General features: G+C 51.4%; 16 protein-coding genes. 1 reads left to right on the top strand and 15 read right to left on the bottom strand.

The annotated features are described in order from the left end of the window. Window position 1 precedes the first annotated feature (1 nt). Both ribD and AV656_RS06770 read right to left on the bottom strand, forming a co-directional pair. Entirely contained in the window at window positions 2–1114 is a 1113-nt protein-coding gene (gene ribD, locus AV656_RS06765) for a bifunctional diaminohydroxyphosphoribosylaminopyrimidine deaminase/5-amino-6-(5-phosphoribosylamino)uracil reductase RibD (protein WP_063180129.1), read from the bottom strand. Next, complete coding sequence (locus AV656_RS06770; RefSeq protein WP_063180131.1) at window positions 1101–1862, bottom strand: GTP cyclohydrolase II; 762 nt, start codon at window positions 1860–1862, stop codon at window positions 1101–1103. The genes ribD and AV656_RS06770 overlap by 14 nt, the downstream gene beginning before the upstream one ends. Before the next feature lie 183 nt (window positions 1863–2045). Between AV656_RS06770 and AV656_RS06775 the strand changes: the two genes are divergently transcribed. Continuing rightward, window positions 2046–2579 (top strand): helix-turn-helix domain-containing protein, encoded by a 534-nt coding sequence (locus AV656_RS06775; RefSeq protein ID WP_063180133.1) that lies wholly within the window; start codon window positions 2046–2048, stop codon window positions 2577–2579. Between the two features lie 132 nt (window positions 2580–2711). Here the strand turns inward: AV656_RS06775 and AV656_RS06780 are convergent, their stop codons facing one another. The 13 genes from AV656_RS06780 to AV656_RS06840 all read right to left on the bottom strand — a co-directional run bounded on the left by AV656_RS06780 (window position 2712) and on the right by AV656_RS06840 (window position 17265). After that, window positions 2712–3149 carry a hypothetical protein gene (locus tag AV656_RS06780; RefSeq protein WP_063180135.1) on the bottom strand — a complete coding sequence of 146 codons (438 nt, stop codon included), beginning with the start codon at window positions 3147–3149 and terminating at the stop codon, window positions 2712–2714. 13 nt (window positions 3150–3162) lie between these two features. Further along, window positions 3163–3615, bottom strand: coding sequence for a DUF5085 family protein (locus tag AV656_RS06785; RefSeq protein ID WP_063180138.1), 453 nt, complete (start codon window positions 3613–3615; stop codon window positions 3163–3165). Further along, window positions 3612–4067 (bottom strand): hypothetical protein, encoded by a 456-nt coding sequence (locus AV656_RS06790; protein ID WP_063180140.1) that lies wholly within the window; start codon window positions 4065–4067, stop codon window positions 3612–3614. The genes AV656_RS06785 and AV656_RS06790 overlap by 4 nt, the downstream gene beginning before the upstream one ends. 74 nt (window positions 4068–4141) lie before the next feature. Further along, a complete protein-coding gene (locus AV656_RS06795; protein ID WP_063180142.1) occupies window positions 4142–4915 on the bottom strand; it encodes a hypothetical protein in 774 nt (257 codons plus the stop codon). Continuing rightward, on the bottom strand, window positions 4916–6472 hold the full coding sequence (locus AV656_RS06800) for a ribonuclease YeeF family protein (protein WP_063180144.1): 1557 nt from the start codon (window positions 6470–6472) through the stop codon (window positions 4916–4918). Between the two features lie 18 nt (window positions 6473–6490). Then, window positions 6491–6817, bottom strand: coding sequence for a YwqI/YxiC family protein (locus AV656_RS06805; RefSeq protein WP_063180146.1), 327 nt, complete (start codon window positions 6815–6817; stop codon window positions 6491–6493). Window positions 6818–6829: 12 nt separating this feature from the next. Continuing rightward, window positions 6830–7189, bottom strand: a complete 360-nt coding sequence (locus AV656_RS06810) for a YwqH-like family protein (protein WP_063180149.1) — start codon at window positions 7187–7189, stop codon at window positions 6830–6832. Then, window positions 7186–7734: a type VII secretion EssA family protein gene (locus AV656_RS06815; RefSeq protein ID WP_063180151.1), complete on the bottom strand. Its 549-nt coding sequence runs from the start codon at window positions 7732–7734 to the stop codon at window positions 7186–7188. Before AV656_RS06815 ends, AV656_RS06810 begins: the two co-directional genes overlap by 4 nt. After that, window positions 7724–10717 (bottom strand): type VII secretion protein EsaA, encoded by a 2994-nt coding sequence (gene esaA, locus AV656_RS06820; RefSeq protein WP_063180153.1) that lies wholly within the window; start codon window positions 10715–10717, stop codon window positions 7724–7726. Before esaA ends, AV656_RS06815 begins: the two co-directional genes overlap by 11 nt. After that, entirely contained in the window at window positions 10714–15189 is a 4476-nt protein-coding gene (gene essC, locus AV656_RS06825; RefSeq protein ID WP_063180156.1) for a type VII secretion protein EssC, read from the bottom strand. The genes esaA and essC overlap by 4 nt, the downstream gene beginning before the upstream one ends. A gap of 29 nt (window positions 15190–15218) precedes the next feature. Beyond that, window positions 15219–16595, bottom strand: coding sequence for a type VII secretion protein EssB (gene essB / locus AV656_RS06830; RefSeq protein ID WP_063180158.1), 1377 nt, complete (start codon window positions 16593–16595; stop codon window positions 15219–15221). 57 nt (window positions 16596–16652) lie between these two features. Next, window positions 16653–16892 (bottom strand): EsaB/YukD family protein, encoded by a 240-nt coding sequence (locus tag AV656_RS06835; RefSeq protein WP_063180160.1) that lies wholly within the window; start codon window positions 16890–16892, stop codon window positions 16653–16655. A gap of 79 nt (window positions 16893–16971) precedes the next feature. Continuing rightward, the gene (locus AV656_RS06840; RefSeq protein WP_063180162.1) at window positions 16972–17265 is read right to left on the bottom strand and encodes a WXG100 family type VII secretion target; all 294 of its coding nucleotides are present in this window, start codon (window positions 17263–17265) and stop codon (window positions 16972–16974) included. Window positions 17266–17903: the final 638 nt, after the last annotated feature.

Raw genomic sequence — 17903 nt, forward strand, 5'->3', positions numbered from 1 at the left:
ATCAGATTCCCTCATTTTGTTCCGTGTTGTAGTTCGGATATCCCGTAAACTTGAAATCCTTCCCGACCTTTGTGATCTGAAGATCGTCCAGTTCCACGGCATCGCGCATCAGCCCGATGCCGGTTCCTTCGAGAAATGTGGGTGCCTGTGCGCCGCCGATCAATTTCGGCGCCAGATAGATCTCCACTTTATCCACAAGCTTGTTTTCGAGGAAAGCCGCATGGATCGAGCCTCCCCCTTCGACCAGGACAGAGGAGACAAGCCGTTCTCCAAGTAAGCGGAGGACGTCCTCCAGATCCACCTGTTCGGCCCCTGAAGTGGGATAAACCGAAACTCCCCTCTCTTCCAGCACTTTCCTCGCATCCTGGTCATAATGTTGTGCAGTGAAGATCCAAGTCTCCGCCTGCCCGTCGGTCACCACCTTGGATTCCAGAGGAATTCGCAGTGTTGAATCCAGAATGACGCGAATCGGGTTCCGTCCATTCGGAATCCTTGTCGTCAGTTCCGGATCATCCTCGATCACCGTATTGACGCCGACCAGGATTGCCACATGTTCATTTCGGAGCTTGTGGACATCCCGGCGCGCCTCTGCAGAAGTGATCCACTTGCTGTCGGCTGTATGGGTGGCAATTTTCCCGTCCAGCGTGCTGCCCGCTTTCATCGTGATGAACGGCTTTTGCGTCACGATGAATTTATTGAACACTTCATTCATCCTGCGGGATTCCTCTTCCATGACACCGACTGTCACTTCAATTCCCGCTTCCTCCAGGATTCGGACGCCGTTGCCGGCGACAACCGGATTGGGATCGAGAGTGGCGACGACAGCTTTACGGATTCCCGCTTCTGCTATCGCTACTGCGCAGGGCCCGGTCCGTCCATGGTGCGAACAGGGCTCAAGCGTGACGTAAATCGTCCCGCCTTTTGCCTTGTCCCCTGCCATCCGGAGAGCATGGACTTCCGCATGCGGTTCTCCTGCCTTCAGGTGTGTCCCGAGGCCTACGATCCGGTTGTCATTGACCACGACTGAACCGACAAGCGGATTCGGATCTGTCTGCCCTTTCATCGCCCGGGCATTTTCAAGTGCCAGATTCATATAAAATTCATGGTTGGTCATCTGGATCTAGCGAACCTCCCTCCAAATGTCCGGATCGCTGGACCTTGGTCTGCAGATACTTTTCATTGAACTCTGAGCGATCCCCCCATAATGGCTGACGTCCGGAAATCGGAAGACCTGCCTTTTGCAGGGCATCCAATTTCCGCGGGTTGTTGGTCATGAGGGTCACCGGCTTTTCCCGAAGTGTTTTCAGGACGCGGATCGCATCGTCGTAGTTCCTGGAGTCATCGACGAAGCCGAGGCTTTCATTTGCTTCCACGGTATCGTACCCGTGCTCCTGCAGCACGTAAGCCATCGCTTTGGAGAACAGGCCAATTCCGCGGCCTTCATGATTCGCCAGATAAAACAGGGCACCCGTCCCGTGTTCCACAATATTCTTCATGGACTGCTTGAGCTGATAGCCACAATCACACCGTTTGCTGCCGAAGATATCCCCGGTATGGCAGATGGAATGCAGGCGGATTAGGGCATCATCCGCGTTTTCAAAATCACCGTAGACAAGTACGCTCGACTGCTGGTATTCTGCCAGATTGGCAGATGACAGCCGGTCGATGATTTCCTGATAATCGTCCGTCACCTGGCACTGGTTCAGCCAGCAATACCATTGGAACACCACAGTCTCACCGTACAGGTTCACCGGCAGCCGGATCGGTCCCACGAGGTAAATGGCACCTTCACCGGTATTGATCATTTGGATCTTATCTTTCAGGACATTCAGAACTTTGGTTTCCAGCTTTGCTTGGACCATAAAAAATCATTCCTTCATATCGATAAATTTATCTTAGATTGGTCATTCTAATGGGATGTATACTTGGGCTAAGTATTCTTACATGAATATTTGTTTTCTATAAAATAACACCTTATTGTGGATAACGTCAATTTATCCGTGTTAGGATAATGGGCAAATCCATGATTTTTAGGAGCTTTGAATATGGAGATCGGTTCTAAGATACGGGCAATCCGCAAACGAAAAGGTTTAACAATTGCACAGATGAGTGAGCAGACGGGGCTGTCCAGAGGATTTATCAGCAACATCGAGAACGACCATACATCACCCTCCCTCAATACGCTTCAGGCCATCGCTGCTTTTCTGGATGTTCCTCTTCCCTATCTGCTTCTGGAGAAAAAGGAGCACATGAAAGTAGTGAGGAAAGCCGAGCGGGTGTACACGTCGTTCAATGACATTAAAATTGAACACCTCACTTCCCAGAGCGGCGGCCTCCGGATGATGCACGTTCAATTGCCGCCCGGCTCCTCTACCAGAGAAGCAATCGCCCATGAAGGCGAAGAGGCCCATATTGTACTGAAAGGCACCATCCTTGCTGAACAGGGAGAGGACTCGGTCATCGCGGAAGAAGGCGATTCATTCAGCTGGAACGCCAGTGTGCCTCACTTTGTAAAAAACATCGGAGAGACCGAGGCAATCCTGCTCATTTCAGTCTATTCCGAGAAGGGCCGGCTATAACAGTGGTACTACCCAAAAAAGCCGCGAAAATATTCTTCAATGAAACCAGCCACTGACGATCAGCTGAATAAAGAAAAGACTGCAGTTACCGGTACTCTCCGGTTACCTGCAGTTCTTTTTCTTCTCCGGACGTCACTCCGCCCGGTCATATGTAAAATATTCTATCTCCCCGACCTGATTGCTTTCTGTCATCCTGCCGAACAGTGTCTCCTGTTCCGGTGAAAGGTCAACCAGGAGCGGTATGGCACAGTCCGGCATGATCACGCCCATTTGGTCCTCCGACAGATGGAGGCGGACCCGGTTCCAGATCCATTCTCCGCTCTTTAGTCCGAGCGAGTAGACAAATGAGACATTCTTTACGGGGATCCCGAGCCGGTTAATCGCAACAAACAGCATGGAAGAATTGGCCGTCACACCGAGCACCTGGAGGCTGAAATCCTGTTCGATTCCGCCATCCGGATTCTCGGCAGCCCATTCCTCAAGCTCGGAATAAAGCTGCTCCACTCCCGGCTCCGTGATTCCGCCCTCGTCGTATTTCTGAAGCTGGATCTTTAGAGGTTCCGTGTACATCCTGACCATCCTTTCACCGTACAGCACCGACACTCATTTCCACATAAGTCCCACCCCGAGGAGATTGCTTATACTCCACGAACACCGGAGTAGTCTGATGGAGTCCGCTCTCATCCACATTTTTCGCCAGCTCCCAATAGGCGATCTGAGACTGTGCGTCAATATCCTCCATGATACGAATCGTATGGAGATTGCGGACTTCAAAATAGCTCCGGAACATCACTTCCTCATCGGCTGGAGGCGTGAAGTCGTCCTCCCCGATGCCCATGAACAGTTCTGCAGTCATCACTTCGGCTGTCGGTTCACTCAGCATGGCGAAGAACAGCCTGCCATCCGGCGTCACGCCGTGCCGTTCCAGGATTCCCCTGAAATCTTCAAGGGCGATCCCGATTTCTGCCGGAACAAAGCTGTACAGCTTGGATACGATATTGCGGTGGGTGATGGACCGGTTCTCAGCAACACTCATTCCGGACGACCGCCTTCCAGCGGCACGACAAGGTCGATCATGATATCCCCATAGACATCGAGCAGGACACAGTAGTATGTTTCGCCGAGAACAAGCCCTTCCTGAGCAGCAACGTCCTGAACCTTCACATATGCCGCATCAAAATCCGCTTCCTGCTCCGCCTGGCGCATGACCAGCGCATCTCCGGAATGAAAACGCGCCTCGTATCCGAAGCCGTTGTCTCCCCCGGTATCAAGCGGGCCGTTGATCGGCTGATAATAAGTGAAGGTGCCTGAGGATTTGTCCTCCGAGTCCGGTACGAATGTAAAGAAAGCCGGACCATTCTTGTAGACCCCTTTATCGAGCACAAAGGACTCAAGCAGACTAAGAGGGTCTTGCCAATCTGCCTTCCGCTGTTCCGTCTGAAACGTCAGCACGTGATCAAAGACGAGCGGGCGCCGTTCAATCGCCATGTCTCCACTTCCCTTTCTCTCTTGAATGGTCTCAAAACAGATTGCGTAATGCTGTTAATCTGCAATTACTTTACTCAAAACCGTCCCTCAGTCATGCGGGATCCTGAACCGCCGTTGTAGTTGAAGCACCTGAACCGGAATTTGCAGTACAGGATGACCAGTTGCTCCGGCAAAACAAACAGCATCGCATAGAATAGCCCAAATCCGATAAGGGCAAATAACAGACTGCCGAAATCCGTCCACCCGTTCTGCCTGATCACATATTGCAGGACAAAGAAAATCCCCAGCCCCGCCATAGTAGCAGCAGGAATATAACTTTTGTACTCGAACTGCTCGCGCATCTCTTCTTGGCGGGATCCCTCCCGGTAATCTCCCCGGCGGATTTTCCGTATCAGCCTTACAAATACCAACAGGAACACCAGCAGCCCAATCAGGAGACTGATCCATGTAAAGTTCACCATTGATTCCGCTGAAGCTTCGGTCCCCCTGGTCGCAACGAACATCGCACAAATATAAAACGTGATGCCAAACAGGTTTTGGGAAACCAGAATACTGATCAGGTACTGCAGCTTCTCGCTTCTCCTGTAGACAGCAGGAAACGAGTATAGCAGTGACAGGGCGATCAGAATGGCGGTAAACCAGAAGTGGCCCGTCAGGACCTGCTCCTTCCATGGATGGCCGGACGAATATCCGACGATATAATACTCCGCCGCAAACAGACCGGCCTGGAGAAACGAGGCCAACAGCATATTGCCTGCGAGGTTCTGAGGACTCTGCCTGCCGGATTCAATCGGCAACCGGAGCACTGCATAATTTCGAAATTCTTCGTTAGCCAAAGACTCTTTCATTTAGCTGAACCATCCTTTGATATGGTCCATGGCCGATTTACCGGAATCACCGATTTCCATATTAAGCAGCAAGTTCGCCCCGATTCCGGCAGCCATGCCGACAGCCGTTCCGACACCCGGAATCGGAATCAGTGCGGTACCGGCGGCAGTGAACCCTGCCTGGACAGCACCCCCGACAGCCGTATCGATTGCCGTATCTTTTGCAGCCTTTGCATGCGCATCTGTTCCGCTTAGACCGGTCGCTGTAGCACTCTGCAAGTTCGTGTTGTAGCTGAAAGCCGCGCCGACAGGGCCGAGAACCTTTCCTGCCCCGCGGATGATCCCACTGGTAGCATTTACCTTGCCGCCCTGTGGAACTCGCTTGAATTCGTCCCGGACCCCCTTGACGTCCACCAGGTCTTTGAAAGCGTCTGTCGTTCCCTTAATGGTTGCTGTACCCACTACCTTTGCTTTCTGACCAGGTGTTGTCTGTGTTCCGGCAAACTTATCAAGGGACGGATGAGCTGTCTTGGCACGCTCCCCTGCGGAAGACCAGCCGCTTTGTCCCGGCTTGGTCGTCGCATACTTCAACATAACCGTACCGTCACGCACATCTCTCGAGCTATATGGGATATTAAGTCGTTGCATCGCCTGAGGCGTCGCATTAATACGGTATCCTGTCCCTCCTCTTGAAAGACGATGTTGCGATGTCGTGATGCCCCCGTTCCTTCCTGCCCTGAACAGAGCCCAAGCAGAACCGAAGCTGTCAGCCGTACCCAAATCACTTACTACACCGGCAGCTGACTGAACCGCTTTTGAAAGACTCGCCATATTTACAGTTGTGCCGGCAACATCCCCGGACTCTCCGGACTCTTCCTTTTCCTCGACCGTCTCCGTCTCCATCGGCACATGATTCTGCCCGGTATTCAGCGGATGGACGTCGGCAAATGCCGCCCAATCTGCCGCAGGGAAGTCCACCGGAGACAGCCCGTCCTGCATGGCGCCTTCCAGATCCAGCACCCAGAGTTCCATCCGCAGTATGTCATTTTCGATGGAAGTCAGCGAATTGGTCTGTGTGGAATCGAATTCATTCAGGTCGGTGACCGTGTCGTTCTTCTTCTTCCTGGCATCCCGGACGCCTTCCTGGACTTCGCTGTCGTCCAAGTGAGGAAGCGCGACGATGTCAGCAACGGAGTCCATGATGCCATTTGCGTCTGAAGTAAGGTTCGAGGTGGTCGTAGAGACGGTCGTCAATCCGGTTTCGACTTCTCCTTCAAGAAAGCTCTCCATGATGTAGCCGGCGGGTGCCGGCTCGAGCGCTTCTTGTGCGGATTTGATGCGGTTCATGGTCGTCTCAAACGTACTTTTGAAATCTGCAAATGTCTCAAGCAGTGGCAGATGGCATTCCCGGTAGAATGCTTTAATCGCTTCTCCTCCCCCTCCGGTCAGGGAGTTTCCGAGATCTGAGAGCTGCTGGGCAGCAGTCCGGATGGCATCCATCTCATTCTGCAGCCGGGTCAGTGTCTCCTGATTTCGGGCAAGCCCTTCCTGGAGCGGTGTAACGTCCAATATCTTCATCGGATTTTCCTCCCCTCCTTATCGGATCGGCACAGGACCGTTTCTGTGCGGCGCGGGGCCGCCGGAGGACCCGCCGCTTCCGTCGATGGCGGTTGCCACCTGGTTGTCGGTCTCTTCCATGAACTCTACGGATTTCTTTGTGGTCTCAATATTTGTCTGAAGGACGGTCCTGTACTTGACAAGCATCTGCTCAAGATGGGTCATCAGGTCGTTCAGCTTATCGGCCACATCCAATGTGTTCCCCGAGATCGGTTCGGGGGCCGACGGTTCCAGTGCATTCGCTTTTCCCGACAGCTCATCGATCACAGGATGGATTTCCTCATAGACCATTTTGATTTCTGTCATCGGTGATCCTCCTTATCGCGAATTAGCCGCTCTTTCCGCGGCCTCCGCAGCGCGCAATTGGGCGACGATGGATTCGAGCGAGGCGATCTCTGCTTCAAGCTCACCAATTTTCACGGAGATGGCCGTATAAGCGGCATCAAATTGAGGGCCGGACACATCCTGGTAGGGTGTCTTGATGCCGGTTTCCCTGATTTCATCAAAGGCCGAGGCAAGATTTCCATGCCATGTCTTCGGCGTCAGCTCGGGCTCCATGCACTTCAGCTCATTCTGCTGAAATTCGCCCTGTTTCCCCTGCAGTTCCCCCCTGCAGCTGTTCAGCCGCCTGATCTGTTGCCGCTTTTCCTCCATAAGCATCTGATAATACGAGATCATGCATGCTTCCCCTCCGTTTCTTCCTTGTGCCTTGCTCTTGGTACTTCCTTGGTGCCGCTCTTCAGCAGCGCGGGGATCATAAGGCCGAAGAGACCTAGCATCGCCGCACCGATCAGGCTGATAAAGATATAAGTACGGATACTGCTGCTATCCGCAGATCCATCCGGTACCTCCACCGACTGACTAGGCCGCGCCGGCGATTTTTCTGCCGGCGAACTAAACAGGCCTAATTCCTTAGCCTTCGCGGCCGCCGTCCCCGTTTCGGGACGCCCCGCTTCGAGGAACAGGTCCTCCACTTCTATCGGGGATCTGAACCGGACCGGTTCGGAAAAATCAAGGTTGATCCGTGACTCAGTCAGCGTGTTCTTCATCTCTACCTTCCTGCTGTCGTGCAGATATTCGGTCTTCTTCCTAAAGGGAAGTGACTTGTATTCGAGCGATTCAAGCGAATCAGCCGGATCATCCTCTGTATTTGCGTATGCCGGAACAGCCGCCGCAGATAAGGTGATTGCGAGAAGAATGGCTCCGGCTAGCTTAACTTTCATACGATTCTTCCTGAATGACGGTTTCACCGGTGCGCCATCTTTTTACAAGCCATGCCGCAATAAGCAGCACCGCTGCAGCAATCCCGGCGATTGCTGCACCAGAATCAAACAGCGTGACCGGATCATACTTGATGGACATGTAGACCGGCGAAAGAATATCCGGAATATCGGCTTCCGGCACGCCTAATTTCAGCAACGGGGCGATATAGAGACAGATGAGCGCAATTGCCGCGATCCACCCTGCTGTCTCAGCCGAATCCAGTGCCGTGCTGATTAGTGCAGATCCCGCAATGACGATCAGGATAGTGAAAAGCGTCCATTCGACTGCACGCTGATCATTGAGAGCGTACATATTCACACTGTACAAGCTAATGATCAGCCCTGTGATTCCTCCCAGAAGCGCCAGCATCCCTGTCCTGAGCAGCGGGGTACCTTCTCGCATTTTATGGCTGAAGAAGCCAATGGCCAGACTGCTGATCAGCAGGATGACATATAGAATGGCCGGCGGTACCTTCTTCATCTCTTCCCCTGCGATCGCTTCTCCGCGGACGCTGAGCGGATTGGTTAGATGATCAAACACGTATCCGTTCTCCTGCCCGTCCACATAAGTATTATCGAGGAAACTGGATACATCATCACTGAATGCTGTAATTGCCTCTAAGTTCTGACGCCATTTTCCACTGTACGAATCAGTCGCGCTTTCGAAACCTTCCGCCTTGCCCTGCAATTCTCGTGCGTAGTTGACAATGCTGTCCTGACGCTCGGAAACCGCACTTACTGTAGAACTCAGGCTGACGAGTTGCATGCCGATGTTTTGCTGGTTAGATACGAGGTCATTTTCATTTGATGGGATTTCCGGTTCACTGCCCGGAAGTCGGGTTCCTGGTTCGCGAAGTTGCGTTAAAAGGGAATCTGCCTGATCGCCGATTGACTGCAGGTTCTCGAGAAGTTTCATATGCTGCATGCCAACGGACTCCTCATAGCCGGAGACGATTGCGGTAAACGAGGAATTCCATTCTTCAACACGGGCTCCGGTCTCAGGAAGCCCTTCGCTGACCTTTGCCCATTGGAGCTTTTCCTCTTCCTTGAGTGCTGCTATGTTCTTTGTCAGAGTCCGGATGATTTCATCCTTCAGCACTTCCTCTTTCCTCTGTTGGCGTCCGTCCTTGCGGTCATCCAACGTAAACGCCATCTGCTCCAAGGTCGCATAGTAGGCAAGGAGTGAATCGAGATCTTTGGCTGCCGGCGCCTGCTTGAACAGCCCTTTCAGTTCCTTCTTCCGTTCCGGGGAGAGGGTGTCCAACTCAAGCAGTCCCGCTTCCTTCCGTTCAATCTCCCTGACAATGGCAACCGTGTTTTCCGGATATTCCTCAAGGTAGAGTTTCGTCTCCGAATAGATCGCCAACAGACTTTCATAGGCGGCGTAAAGATCACTGTAATAGCCGGCTGCAACCTTCACCGCGTTATCCTTACCTTCTCCTTCACTGTTACCGTTACCATTGCCATTGCCATTGCCATTGCCATTGCCATTGCCGTTGCCGTTACCATTGCCGTCGCCATTTTCTTCCGATCCGGCTTCTTCTTCCTTTTCCCCGATTGATTCGTTTACATCTGTTAGTTTGCCGGACAATTCATCAAGTTGGGCAGGGATATCCGATTCAGGCTGTTCTTCCACGATCTGCTGTTTCAGGCCATCAATTGACGCCGCCAGAGCAGTGATCGTTTCCTTTTCTTCCTCCAGGGAAGGCAGGCCTCCGCCTTCCTCCGGTGCTTCCGGTTCAGGTTGTTCCGGAGGTGCCGGTTCTTCCTTTTCCTGCGCATTTGCAAGCCGTTCCAGTTCTGCCTTGATGTCTTCGAAAACTGTAATATCAGGCAGGCCATCAACTTTAGGAGCCGCAGGGATCTTGGAGCCCGCTCCGTCTTTTAGATTCTTCTGGAGGGTGCCGATCAATGTGTCGTTATACTCATCAATCGCCGTTCCCTGGAGTGCAAGAATTTCTTCGGCCTGCCGTTCTGCCTGTTTGAGGCGGACTTGCTCAAGATCACTGAACTTCTCCTGATTGAGGGCAATCTGTTTGTTCACTTTTTCCAATTCCGCAGCCAATTGACCGTTGTTATCCTTTAGGCGGCGGACGGTTTCCTCATATTCAGCTGCCTGTCCGGCAGCCATCTCTTGGATTTTGGCAATATTATTTGATTGCAGTTCTTCAAGGACTCCGCGCTGTTCAACCTGGAATGCCTGATAGGACTGGACGTTCTGCAGGAAAGTTGAAAGTTCTGTCTTGAACGCTTCTACATGATCGACACGAGCAGCGTGGTCCTGCTCTGATGCACCTTCAATGGTTTCCCTCAATTGTTCCATCTGTTCGCGCTGCTGTTGCATGACATCCGCAAGTTCGGAAGAACCTGGATCGTAGTAAGCAACCATTGCATCGAGGAACTCGCTTTCCTTGTCCAAAATCGATGCGAACTCCTTCTTGATGTGGTCCATTTCGATTGCGACATAGCTCCAGTACATCGTTGAGACCCTGCTGTTTACGCGATCCGTCGCGCGCTCAATCTCCTTTAATGCATTTTTCTTGGAGTCCGCGTTCTTCTGCTGCTGGATGGTGTAATTGAATTCTGCCTTTTGTGGATTCTGTTCATCATAGGACATGATGTTCAACGAAAAGTCGGACGGGATGTACAGGACGGCATCGTACCGGTTTGATTTAAGACCGCTTTCCGCAGCCCCCCTGCCGGTCACTTCCCAGTTGTAATCAGAGTCTTCGGAGAGGATGGATAGTACTTCCTTGCCCATCTCGATTTTCTGCTCTTCCCGTTCACTGCCCAAGTCCTCGTTGACTACTGCGATTGTCCGTTCAGCCGGCTCGGCGAAAGATGTGAAGCTGCCCGACATGAATCCAAAGAACAGGACAGGCAACGCGAGGATGGCGATGATTCCCCCAATGATCGTCGCTGCTTTTTTTACATTGCTTTTCATCGTACGTTCTCCTTCTCCAGTATGCATAACGGGATCATGATCTTCGTGCTGTTCCCGTTCAGGATGTAGTGTGCAAAGCCGGCTGGGAGCTCGGCTTCCTTCCGTTCATATGGAACGTTGAAGAGTGTCTGCTCAGACTTCTTCATGAATACAAGTGCCTGGCGAACGAGTTTCAATTCATTAGTAAATGCATCGTAGCCTTTCGTGAACTCGGCATTGTTTCCTGACACGGCCACGTTGAAGCCGAGGTGCCCATAGTTTTTCATCAGTTTTACCAGCCGATCCTGAATGCGGGCATCCGCGGTCTGCATGAACCTCGAGTAACCGTCGATAAACAGGTACACAGGAATCGGGCTGAAAGGAAGACCGGTCTGAACGGCTGCGACATAGGCCGTTTCTGCCTCCTGCAGATAACCTTCCGCCTCGGTAATCCATTCTTCCAGCTGCTCTTTGGTTTCTGCATACATGATTTCCGGATGCTGCGCGAATTCCGATAATCCTCGCTCGAATGAGTCGAATACAGCGACCGGGCCTGTCCCCTGTTTCGCGGCCGTCCGGATCAACAGTTTCATCGCATTGGTTTTGCCCTTGCCAGGCAGGCCGACCATCAGAAGATGACGATGCTTTCTGAAGTCCACGGACACCGGCAGGACAGACTCTTCGTCCAGACCAATCGGAATAATTCCCGCTGCAGCCGGTTGCCCGACAAGTACGTCAAAGCGGTCGACCGAGAGTTCTGACGGCAACATCGGAATCGGATCGGGGCCGTTTTGTTCCGCATACCTCATCCGGAGATTCCGGACCCGTTCCTTGACCCCGTTCAAGACGCCAAAATCATCCGGCCCGTCTGCCGGAAGGAACATCTGGCCGAACATCGCTGATTCCGTTTTGATGATCGCCCGGCCCGGGAAAGGCTCCGGCGTAAACGGCGGGCGCCCGATCATGCCATACATTTCAGATGAATCCATCAGGTAATGGACAATTTTCATCTTCAGATTATTCATCAGATGATGGCGAACTGACTGAGGGCGTGTCGCCGTCAGCAGGAGGTGGATCCCCAAAGCCGAGCCGTCACGGCTGAACTGGCTCATCTGCAGCTCCAGTTCCTCCAGCTCATCGCGGATGATGTCGTAGTTATCGATTGCAAGATAGATGAGCGGGAGAGGCTGCTCCGAAATCCGATTGTACATTTGGATGGAGCTGACCTCGGCCTGCTGGAACAAGATCTTTCTCTTGCCGATTTCCGCCCGGATCATCCGGATCAATTTCTCCCGCTTCAATTCCTCATCAAGAGTCAGATAATCTGCAGTATGTGGAAGCTGCCGGAGAGGAAGCAGTGTGCCGTTGCCATAGTCGAGAAGATAAAGATGAACCTCTTCCGGCGTCATGCTTTGTGCAATCCCCAACAGTAGGGACTGAAGTGTGTAGGACTTCCCATAACCCGCAGAACCGAAAATCCCTACGTTTCCGTCTTCCATCGGGTTATAGCCGACTGCCCGCTGGCTCTGCTTTTCCGGCTCGTCGATGATGGCGATTGCGAATCCGGCGCCATCATATTGGCGGGTGCCAGGATTCGCAAGCCGGTCAGGCAGCGGCGGCAGCCAAGGGCTCCGGAGCTTCCGGATGCCAAGCTCATCTGCTGTCGATGCAATCGAAGCTGTCACGGCATCGATTTCCGTCAACCCGTTCCGCCTTCCCTTCACGACAGCCGACAGGCCGGTCAGTGGTTCCAATCCCAGGTCGGTGACAATCGCCACTTCATCTTCTCCGTCGTGCGTTTCATTCTGGTATGGCGCCCCGCTCCAGGCAGACTGGAACAGTTCATACACTTCATTGTTCCCGACCTGGAGATAGCCGCGGCCGGTCTCCGTGATATTCGCCGCATCCCCATTTTTGAGGATTTCTTTGCTATCGGAGGCATCCTGTACTTTAAGGGCGATCCTGAATCTTGCGTTACTCCAGATTTGGTCGTCGATGATGCCGCCCGGCTTCTGAGTCGCAAGAATCAGGTGAACTCCCAGACTTCGGCCGATTCGGGCCGCACTGACAAGTTCACGGATGAATTCCGGCTCCTCTGTCTTCAGCTCGGCAAATTCATCCGAAATGAGAAACAGGTGCGGCATTGGTTCCTGGGCCTCGCCATTTTTGTAGAGTTCAGTGTACTCATCGATATGAGTGACGGTGTGCCGGTCAAAAAGGCGCTGCCGCCGCTTTAATTCACTCTTGATCGAGGCAAGCGCCCGATCACTGAAGTTCCTGCTTCCTTCGATGTTGGTGATGGTTCCCAGCAGATGGGGAATGTTCCGGAATGGCTGTGCCATCCCTCCGCCTTTGTAGTCGATGAGCAGGAACGCGACTTCATGCGGATGGAACTTCACCGCAAGCGAAAGAATATACGTCTGCAGAAACTCTGACTTACCTGAACCCGTCGTCCCCGCCAAAAGTCCGTGCGGTCCGTGGGCCTTCTCATGGAGGTTCAGTTCAATCAGATCCTCGCGGCCCTTGTATCCGACCGGAGCTGCCAGAGAGCGTGCCGACTCGTTTGTATTCCAATTTTCTGCAATCTTCAGATCATCCGCGTCCGTCACGCCGTACATGTCGAGGAAACTGACCATTGAAGGCAAGGAGTTTGTGACACCGGTCTGATGATCCAGCGTCTTCAGCATTCTCGCGAAATGCTCATTTCCGGCTGTATCCTGCACATCCAGTCTAAATCTGGTGTCAGCGGCGATGCCATCCCGGATGAGAATGTCACCTTCGCGGTCGTTAACGTACCGGACAAGCATATGTACATTTTCCGTGATCCGTTCCTTTGCATTGGCCGTGAAGATGACGGAAATGCCCAATGCTTCATGGTCCTTCCCTTCAAGAAACTCCATGATGATATGTTCGGACAGCAGCTTATAATCGGAAACGATGAATACAAGGTGAGGTGCAAAACGCACCTTGCCTTTGTTTTCGTCGTTGTCACGTTCTCTCAAAATTTCATATAACGACCCCAACAGCTGATCACGCGTCCGTTCATCGTGGATCAGTCCCTTTGCGTTCATATGGGGCAGTTGGAAGTGCGGCAGCCATTTCATCCATTCCATTTCTCCATATCGGCTATTGTCGAATACATAGATGAAGCGGACGTCGTGATAACTGTGGAAAAAGGACAATTGGCCGATAATCTGTCCGATTTCCTTACGGATAACTTCCTCTTTACCGAACATCCCAATGATCCCTTTGGACAGGTCCGCGGTGATCGGAGCGTTCTGAAGCTCCCTGTACACATCCTCCATCCGTTTTGACTGTTCAATGAGATCATCGACTTCCCGGTTGGCAAGATCTCCCGCGGAAAGTGACAAGCTGTAGCTTGCCGGCACTGTACCCGTCCCTAATCTGAAGTGGAGAAAATCCGCATTATCGCGCGTTTTTTCCCATATCCTCCCTGACAATCCTTCCGTTAGCCGCTTCACCTCACTGAACGGTGGGAAGTGATAGTCAAGCATGGTCTGATGCCGCTCACGCAGTTCATGAAGCTCTTCGCGCATATTTTCCAGATAAGCCTTGTAAACTCTCCGGCGCTTTTCTTCCTGTAGCTTCCGGCGCTTTCGTTCTTTGAAGTATTGTACGGTGGAAGTGATGATGGTCACGGTGAACATGGAAATGGAAATGAGGATGAACAATCCCCGCGGAATAAAGATCACAACCAGAGACATGACAATCAGCATGACAAGAGGCGGGAGGATGACGAGCCAGAGCCCCCTGCCCTCATCCGGGTGTTCCTGTACCGGGAAAGATAGTGATACTTTATCGTCAGGCGCCTGATGGATGAGACGCGGGGTACGCCTGTAGGTCGGGTAAGTTTTCTTCACTTCGGACTCGGGCTCTTCAAATACAGGGAGTGAAGTCCGGTATTCATACGGAGAAGATATTCCGATCATGTCATGATCCATGAAACAGATTTCCACCCTTAGCCACTGGATGATATCTCCTGCCCTGAGCTGAACCGTCCCTGACGTTTTCTTCCCATTCAGATAGAACGGGCAGCCAAACTCTACATCAGCACTCCAGCCGTCTGAACCTTTCAGCAGAATAAATTCCTTTCCATCTCCCGGAATATCTGTGCCGGTTACATTAACTGTTGCTTCCTGCTTTCCCGCTCCAAAAATCAGCTGGTTCTCAAAGCCGATATAATAGCACTCGCTTCTGCGCGGGGCCGGAGTAATCGACAAGTTCAGTGATCGGCCTTTCTGCAGAGCAGTCAACTGTTGTCCGATTCTTAAAAAACCGATCTCCCCCTGTTTGTCACTGACACGGTAACCGTCATCTCCGCCCTCAAGTGTGATAGTGCCATTGGCGAACGGGAAATCATTCACTGTCAGTGTGTGATCGGCGGAAGGCCCGATTGACATCCGTTTAACGGTATATTCATCGAAGTCCATTTTTTGATAATACTCCGAGTAATGAATCCACAATTGCTGCATAATTCAATTCACCTCTTTCTTCAAACGGATTATGAACCGCTTTTTTCCCCGGATCCATCGCCCGGTTCTTCGGATTCTTCAGTTGGCTTTTTTTCAGATCTATTTGCTTCTGACTTTTCCTCTGCCTTGTCGGACGATGCTTCGTCATCCGACTGTATGGAATTTTCGGAGTCCCCGGTTTTTCCGGAAGACTTTTCCGTTCCTTCCTCTTCCGTAACCATGCCTTCTCCCGATGTCTGTTTGATTTCATCCATCGCCTTCTGGATTTCTTCGAGCTCCTTGTCGATTTCTGCGATCTGTTCCTGCTTCTCTTGTCCGCTAAGTTCCTTATCCGCCCGGATCTGTTCCTGACGGATGGCAAGACCATACGCCAAGAGAACAGGATCTTCCATCGCACGTGCGATATCTACTGCTTCCTCTGCTTCGTTTCGGCCGATCAACACCCAGTATTTCAAGTAATTTTCATCTGTTTTCAATGTAATATTAGTCCGGATATTCTCCTTCTGCTCCTCTGTCAACCTTTCATTGATGACATAGGAATCTGCCAACTCATAAAGCGAGACATATGGCAGGCTGTCCGGTTTATAATCGGATAACTCGGTCACGGTATTGCTGTAATTCATCGACAGATACGCTTGGTGGGCTGCGTTGATTGCAGCTGCCTTCGGTTTTTCATAGATAAATGTATAAAAGGTGAACGCGAGCGAAGGAACGAGGAGTGCGCCGGAAACAATTCCTAGGATTTTCGCGGTTTTCCACTTTTTCTTTGGAAGCCGGATATTCTCCCTCTCCCGCCTGTTAACATCTTCTATCATTCCATCGATCAGAACCCTGAGTGCATCCGGATCCGCTGCAGACATAACAGCTGCAGCCTGGGGTTTCAGATCGAGTGTATCGTGGTGATGAAGATAATCTTCAAATTTCCGTGTCCCATCTACCACAACAGCAATCACGGCTTTCGTTTCCTGCCATATACGGACCGGATCCGGAGATTCCGGCGGCAGGCTGTCCGTCACGCCAAGATGAAGAAAGTGTGGTGTCATACTGCTGTCTATGACAATATTCTCCGGGCTCACAACTGGATGCAACCGGCCTTTGCTATACTGTTCCGCCAGGTCGACTAGCTTTCCGGCAAACATCCATCTTGTCTTCTCGTCTTCTCCAAGAAGTGTCTCAAAGCGGTTAAAGCGCTCCGGAAAGATTGCGGTGATCATCAGTTCGTCACCGCTCAGGTCGATCTCTTTCCGGATGACCGGATCAGAGGCGGCAAGAAATGAAATTTCTGCTTCTTTGTTCATCCCGATCCGTTCGGTCTGGAAAACGAACGAACTGTAATGGTTCCCATGTTGAATGTCAGCATCCAACAGTTTCTCCATATATGAAAGCGATTGTTTATCGATTGCCATTTCCGTCTGCCCCTTTGCTAAGTTCAAACTGTGTATGTATGATGGGTTGCTCAACGATTATAGAATTTCCAAACGGTCTCCGGTCTGGATTCCGCATTTTGCCATAGACACATGGCCCGGGACTACCCGATTTTTATTAACAATCCTGACCCAATGCCCTTCTCGTTGGTATTTGGTTACGCCCTTTGCCTGGCGGGCGATTTCCACCATTTTCTTCATTGTGTGATAATCCGACAGCCGAAGGTCGAAGACACCGCCATCATAGTTGGTCAGATCCACAGTAATTTCGATATACATATGTTCACCCCATTATAATGAAGGAAGAGCGCCTTCCGGTGAGTTGAAAGGCGCTCCAAAATATAAAAAGTACAGCTGATTACCCGCGGATTTGGCCGGCAATCTGTTCGTCCGCATCACGGAGGGCTTGACCAGTGCGGTTCAATTGCACGCCAATTTCCGACAGAAGGTCACGCATTTCATTGAAGTGAGGCTTAAGGCGCTCGTACTGTTCAGCGAATGCACGGCTGGAAGCGCCTTCCCATACGGAAGTAAGTTCGGAAATCATACCATCGAGGCGGCCAATCTGTGCAGCCATTTCTCCGGATTCGTTATTGTAGCGATTCGACATAGCTTCCAGTTCAGCAGGGGTTACGCGAATAATACCTGACAATTCATCCATCTCCTTTATAATTTGCTTTATTAAAATAACTGCTGTCTGGTGATTTGGCCTTGCCGCCTCTCCACCGCAGGTATTTCCGGGACATCATGGGCAATCCGTCACATTCCAGAGAAAATCCCTGTCATTCTCTAAATCTTTCTCTCTATTGAATACCATTTATACGGGGGAACTGTCAAAGAAGATTCAAAATCAAGATACCCAAAAAACAGGACTTTAGAACCTGCATACACTACTTTCAAGGTATTAAAAACCCCTATTTTTCGACAATACGCCGGAGAATCCTAGATACTTATACCCGATATCATTTAAGAGATAGACCTAAACAACTCTATCCCCTCAGCTCTTAAGAGACTTAAGATTCATTTTGACTTCCTGTTTCTCCCTTTATCTTGAATCAATACTAATAAAAATATAAAAAACCGACGTCTGCCGGCACAAAATGGAACCTATGATTACTGTCTCTCTAAGTCGTTCCTCTTTCTACTTGCTCCCTTAGAATCCCAAGTCATCTATTTCATTTTGCGAAATATCAATCGAGGCTGCGGCGGCCTCTACTGCAGACTTGTATCCTGGAAGAAACAGTTCCTGCAACAATGCCCGGCACGCTGTATATCACAGCAGCCTTCGCT

The sequence above is a fragment of the Bhargavaea cecembensis genome (genome assembly GCF_001619585.1).
Taxonomy (GTDB): domain Bacteria; phylum Bacillota; class Bacilli; order Bacillales_A; family Planococcaceae; genus Bhargavaea; species Bhargavaea cecembensis_A.